Origin of the sequence: Streptococcus suis YS161, from assembly GCF_002760245.1 — a bacterium.
GTDB lineage: Bacteria > Bacillota > Bacilli > Lactobacillales > Streptococcaceae > Streptococcus > Streptococcus suis_I.
In genome coordinates this window covers 1-5,981 of record NZ_ASCA01000068.1, presented here as the reverse complement: position 1 = coordinate 5,981, position 5,981 = coordinate 1, and the positions used below count along the sequence as shown (strand labels likewise).

The window sequence follows — 5,981 nt, the reverse complement described above, 5'->3', positions numbered from 1 at the left end:
CTGTTGATGTTGTGCAGTTTTCTCAAAGTAACTTCTGGAAGGACGGGAACTAGAACTTACTTTGAGAATTTACCCAAATTTTTACAAAAAGCAGAACCTACTCTAAGACTAAACACAATTGTTTTTATGTATTTCTCTCATGATAATCTCTAAAAGAAGTAATTCTATAATGTACTTCGAAAGTTTGTCGTTTTTATGCTTGATTCCTATTCCCCTTCCTTACGTCTCATTGAGACAGCCATTCCGAGTGAAACTAAGCCACCCAAGCTAATAAGAAGGGAGCCTAGGGCTTCTTGTCCGGTATTTGGAAGTGTTTGGTTCCCTGATGCTTTTTCAGCTTTCTTATTTGAAATAGGAGCCACACTTCCAGATGGTGCCGGTTGCTCGTTTGCTTTCTGATTTGCTACACTACCGCCACCGTCGTTTGCTTTTTCAGGTGTTTTCGTATCGGTAGTTGTCCCAGCAGCATCTCCTTTTTCTTCTGCTTTTGGTTCTTCTACGTACTCCTCTACAAATGCTTTTCTACCTGTAATAGTTGCACTAATCGTTTGACCTGCTTTTTCTAAATCAGTCAAATATTCAACAAATACTTCTGTGTCTGGATTGATAGCGCCAATCAGTTTAGCTTCTTTGAAAATCGAGAAGCCATCCCCACCACCAAATAAGAAGTCGTTGATAACAAGTGTATAGGTTTCTGTCGGAACAATCTCTGTTCCATCTTCTTTGAAAGCTTTAACAACCTTGTAAGGATTTTCTTCCGTTGGATTATCTGCTTTCGTGTAGATATATTTAATTCCAGACATTTGAAGGAAATATTTTTCGCCTTCATCGTATTGTTGATTTAAGGCTGTATAAATCTGCTCACCTGTCATTTGAACGACTTGTAGGATATTCCCAAATGGTTGAACAGCTTGTGCTGCACCCCAAGTAACTGTTCCATCCTCTTGGACCTTCAAATCTGCCCGAATCCCGCCATTGTTGGTCATTGCAAAGTCAACATTATAGCCTGATTTCTTAGCAATAGCTAATTGAGCCGATGTTACTAAATTACCCACAGCACTTTCTTTAAATTCATTTACCTCGCGAGAAATATCTGTCGCTTGACTAGCCGTACCAATTTTTTGCTCTGTTACTTTTTTAACGATGGTATTTGCTTCGTCTACAATCGCCTGAATTTCTGGACTTGGTGTTTTCTGACCTGGTGCCACTGCAATAATTTTCGCAGTCGGAACATCTTTAAAGTCGGCAATATCTGTATCATAAACAGCTCTAACATCTGCATAAGCCTTACCTTGTGAGGTAGCTTGTACAATCAAGGTTTTGCCTGTTGTACCGTTTGTATAGACATGGTTGTGACCGGCAAACACAAGGTCAACTGAGTGTTCAGGATAGATTTCATTTAGCTTAGCAATCATATCTGCAGCTTCACCAGCAGCCACACCATCCTTGCTTGTAGCTGGGACGTGAGCCAGTACAACTATCGCATTTACACCCTTTTCAGCTAACTCACGCGCATATTTCGCAATCGTCTCTGCCTCATTCAAAAAAGTGTACTGCTCATAGTTTTTCTTCAAAACAAGATTAGGAATTTCTGTCGTAACTACACCAATAAAACCAATATTTGCTTCTTTATCATTTACAGGAATAGTCTTAATAGCATACGGTTTCCAGCCATACGGAATTTCACCCGTCTCTTTGTCAATAACGTTAGCGATAACAATCTCCTGTTTGGCAGCTTCGTGAGTATAATTATCTACAATCTCATTAAACTGACCTTCTTTTGGAGCTTCACCAGTCATGATACGATTATACTCATCAAGTCCCTCATCAAATTCATGGTTCCCCAAAGTACCGTATTCAACATCCATTTTGTTAAAGACTTTTACAGTTGGTTCATCTTGCAAAAGTCCAGAATTCGATGGACTTGCACCAACCATATCTCCGGCTTGAACACGGATAGACTCTGCAGGTGTTTCTGTTTCTGCTGCTGTTTCTTCAAATTCTGCTTGCGAATCATCCATGTAAGCATCAAGCAAAGCGGCAGTTCCTGCATTCCGAACTGTTTCCCCCTCCAATCGCGCTGTCCCTGTCGTATCAAGCGCACCATGGAAATCATTAACTCCCATAATTTGAACAGCTAATTCATCTGCTAAAACAGCCTGTGTTGTAATGACACTAAAACCAGCTACAAGAGCTAGTACACTGCTTTTCAACCGAATATTCTTTTTCATAAGCAAAACAATGCTCCTTCTATTTTTTTCATATTGACATATCTATAATAATCCTTTTTTTACGGCTTTTCAATATCAAATCAGTCATTTATAACAAAAAATTATAAAAATATTCGTTTATTCTCACTTTTACATCATTTTTCTGAAAATATCTTGTTGTTTTTATCCATAATACGAAAAATCATCCCTCTTCCCATACACAATTCTCTCCAAAGTACTCTTCGCAACTAAAAAATCTCTTCCAAACGGAAGAGAACTGCTCTTATTTAGCTGCTTTATAAAGTTCGTTAACCTTGTCCCAGTTAATCACTTCAAAGAAGGCTTTGATGTAGTTTGGACGGACGTTACGGTAGTTGAGGTAATAAGCATGTTCCCAAACATCCAATGCCAAGATTGGTTTCAACCCTTGCATGATAGGTGTGTCTTGGTTAGCAGTTGAGATAACTTCCAACTTACCTTTTTTATTAACAACCAAGAAAGCCCAACCTGAACCGAAACGAGTTGTTGCTGCAGTTGTAAAGGATTCTTTGAAGGCATCAAATGAACCGAAGGTCGCATCAATATCTGCCGCCAATTCTGCTGAAATTTCTGTTTTTTCAGGTGAAAGCAATTCCCAGAAAAGAGCATGGTTAAGGTGACCGCCACCGTTGTTGATAAGGGCTTGACGGATATCAGCTGGAATTTGCTCCACATCTGACAAAAGTGCTACCAAGTCTTCACCGATTTCTGGGTGTTTTTCAAGGGCTGCATTAGCATTTGCAACATAAGTTGCATGGTGCTTGTCATGGTGCAGGGTCATTGTTTCTGCATCAATATGTGGTTCCAAGGCATCGTATGCGTATGGAAGGTCTGGTAAAATAATTGCCATTTTCGTTTTCTCCTATACTAAGTGATAGTTCTATTCTACTCCAATGTGAGAGCCTTTTCAATTTATTTGTCTGAAACTACTAATCAGACACTTAACTCGTTGCAATTTTTAACAATGTAAGATCAAACAAGTAATCCTTATCAAACTGTCCTGTCTTGATTTGATAATCCGTTTCTATCAATAATCGAACAACTTTTTTCAAAAATCCAATGGACAGATGGCGTGAATCACGCAAAGCATACTTTACTTGGTATGGATTCACCTTACGCCCCATAATAGTTGATAACTCAGCTACTATCTGCTGTTCCCCTCGGCCTTGCTCTAGTAGTATTTGCACTTGTAGATAGGTTCGAAATTGGGTTAACATGATGGCAATCAACTTAACCTCTTCCTCCCCTTGCAACCGCAAGTCACGAACTAAGTTGCGAGCCTCGTCTACCTTGGATTGTAGAATTAACTGTGTTAAATCAAAGATATTATCCTGTAGTGTTTTGGGGATAGCCGCATCAATATCTGAAATTTCAATCGTCTCTTTTCCCTTATAAGATTGAAGAAAAGCTAGGTTCTTACTGATTTCTGCAAAATCAAAATTGGACTTTTCTAAAAGGTATTGAAAAACCTCTCCTCCCATCTGCAATCCAAGACGCATTATCTCCTTTTGGAAATGATTTTTCAAATCCATCTCCTTCAGAGGATTGGCTTCTAATACTAGTCCATCTCGCTTGAGGAGTTTAACCAGGCGTCGTTTGCTATCTAACTTTCCTGGAGCTAGGATAATCAAACGTGTTGTTTCAACTGGATTTTCCAAATAAGCCTCAAACTGTTTAAGCTCATCGTCTGTCAAATGCCGCTTCTTGTCTGTGGTCAAATCAGAAAAATAATCCAGTATGACAACTTTTTCGTCTGAAAAAAATGGGAGAGAAACCAAATCCAAATCCACCTGACTATAATCAGCTTCTGACATATCAAAATAGGCAAACACCAGATCTGCAGGATCGAAATCAAGCTTCCTCAGAAGTAAGTCTTTCGCTATTTGGTATTGTCCGATGTCTTCACCGCATAGAACGGTCAAGGAACCTAACTTCTCTTTTTTAAATGTCTCAATCTGTTCAATAACTAACATGTATACCTCTAATTCTTAATAAATTATACCATTTGAATTAGAATTAGAAAACAAACTCATTGATAATACTCAATAAAAATCTATCATTCAACTCTCTTGTTAAGCCTAAAAAAGCAGAAACTAATACATTTAGCTTCTGCCTTTAAAATTAGGATAACATCCGATTGGTAGCATTTAAGGGAAAACAAATCTTTCTTCCTATGCTGATAGAGCAAAAGAATGGATGATTACTACTTCTCTTCTACTTGGTGAGGTTTCTTACCCGACATCCAGAAGATTAAATTAAAGATTGCAAGCATTACGCCAACCAGTAAAAGATTATTCCTATCCCCTGTTTTAGGTAACTGTCCTTTAGCGAATTTTTGCTGTCCCACGACACTCACAGAGACTGCCGTTTCTTTTGCGGCTGGCTTCGGACTATTTTCTCCTACCCCCTTCTCTAAAGCTACTTCTAATGACGGAAGAACGCCGATTGGTAATTCATGTGTAACTCCATCGTCCTTGGTTGTTTCCAACGGAGGAAGAACACCGATTGGCAATTCATGTGTGACTCCCTTACCGTTTTCCATTTTGAAAATATGAAGTGGTACTACTATCTCGTCTTGGCTGCGATCATCATAGACCACCCGAACAATCATGGAGTAGTCACCACTAGACTGTGGAGTAGGAGTGACTACTACAACATCAAATTGACCTGCTTCAGCTGGTAGACTAATTTGCTTAACAATTTCAGCCGTTGCGTCATCACTACTGCTTGCTGGAAAGACACGGGCTTCTCCAGTTACTTGTGGCTGGTAGCGATCCGATTTAGGAAGAACGCCGACTGGTAATTCATGTGTGACGCCTTTACCGTTTTCCATTTTGAAAATATGAAGTGGTACTACTATTTCGTCTTGGCTGCGATCATCATAAATGACACGAACCGTGATTGAATAGTCACCATTTGTCTGTGGAAGGTTACTTACAAGTTCATAAACAACTTGACCTGCTTCAGTTGGAAGATTGATCTGCTTAACAATTTCAGCCTTTATTTCCTCAGTACTGCTGTTTGGAAGGACACGGGCTTCGCTAGTTACTTGTGGCTGGTAGCGATCCGATTTAGGAAGAATACCGATTGGCAATTCATGTGTGACTCCCTTACCGTTTTCCATTTTGAAAATATGAAGTGGTACTACTATCTCGTCTTGGCTGCGATCATCATAAATGACACGAACCGTAATTGGATAGTCACCATTTGTCTGTGGAAGGTTACTTACAAGTTCATAAACAACTTGACCTACTTCGGTTGGAAGACTGATCTGCTTAACAATTTCAGCCTTTATTTCCTCAGTACTCCTGGTTGGAAGGACACGGGCTTCTCCAGTTACTTGTGGCTGGTAGCGATCCGATTTAGGAAGAATACCGATTGGCAATTCATGTGTGACTCCCTTACCGTTTTCCATTTTGAAAATATGAAGTGGTACTACTATCTCGTCTTGGCTACGATCATCATAAATGACACGAACCGTGATTGGATAGTCACCATTTGTCTGTGGAAGGTTACTTACAAGTTCATAAACAACTTGACCTGCTTCAGTTGGAAGACTAATTTGCTTAACAATTTCAGCCTTTATTTCCTCAGTACTGCTGTTTGGAAAGACACGAGCTTCGCTAGTTACTTGTGGCTGGTAGCGATCCGATTTAGGAAGAACACCGATTGGCAATTCATGTGTGACACCTTCCCCATGAGCTGTTTGTTGGACAACAACCTGAATAGACT

Annotated in this window: 4 protein-coding genes; all 4 read right to left on the bottom strand. The window is 39.6% G+C overall.

All coding sequences use genetic code 11. The features are described from left to right. Positions 1 to 206: 206 nt before the first annotated feature. On the bottom strand, positions 207 to 2,231 hold the full coding sequence (locus SST111_RS09520; protein ID WP_099810964.1) for a surface-anchored 5'-nucleotidase: 2,025 nt from the start codon (positions 2,229 to 2,231) through the stop codon (positions 207 to 209). A 262-nt stretch (positions 2,232 to 2,493) separates the two neighbouring features. Further along, positions 2,494 to 3,099, bottom strand: a complete 606-nt coding sequence (sodA, locus tag SST111_RS09515; protein WP_099810961.1) for a superoxide dismutase SodA — start codon at positions 3,097 to 3,099, stop codon at positions 2,494 to 2,496. Between the two features lie 91 nt (positions 3,100 to 3,190). Next, positions 3,191 to 4,222, bottom strand: a complete 1,032-nt coding sequence (holA, locus tag SST111_RS09510; protein ID WP_099810959.1) for a DNA polymerase III subunit delta — start codon at positions 4,220 to 4,222, stop codon at positions 3,191 to 3,193. 230 nt (positions 4,223 to 4,452) lie between these two features. After that, positions 4,453 to 5,981 (bottom strand): Rib/alpha-like domain-containing protein (locus SST111_RS12215; RefSeq protein ID WP_180274051.1); only part of this gene is annotated, 1,529 nt, incomplete at its 5' end.

Coding starts and splice junctions, on each gene's coding strand:
- sodA (WP_099810961.1), bottom strand. CDS start 3,099: ATGGCAATTATTTTACCAGACCTTCCATACGCATACGATGCCTTGGAA.
- SST111_RS09520 (WP_099810964.1), bottom strand. CDS start 2,231: ATGAAAAAGAATATTCGGTTGAAAAGCAGTGTACTAGCTCTTGTAGCT.
- holA (WP_099810959.1), bottom strand. CDS start 4,222: ATGTTAGTTATTGAACAGATTGAGACATTTAAAAAAGAGAAGTTAGGT.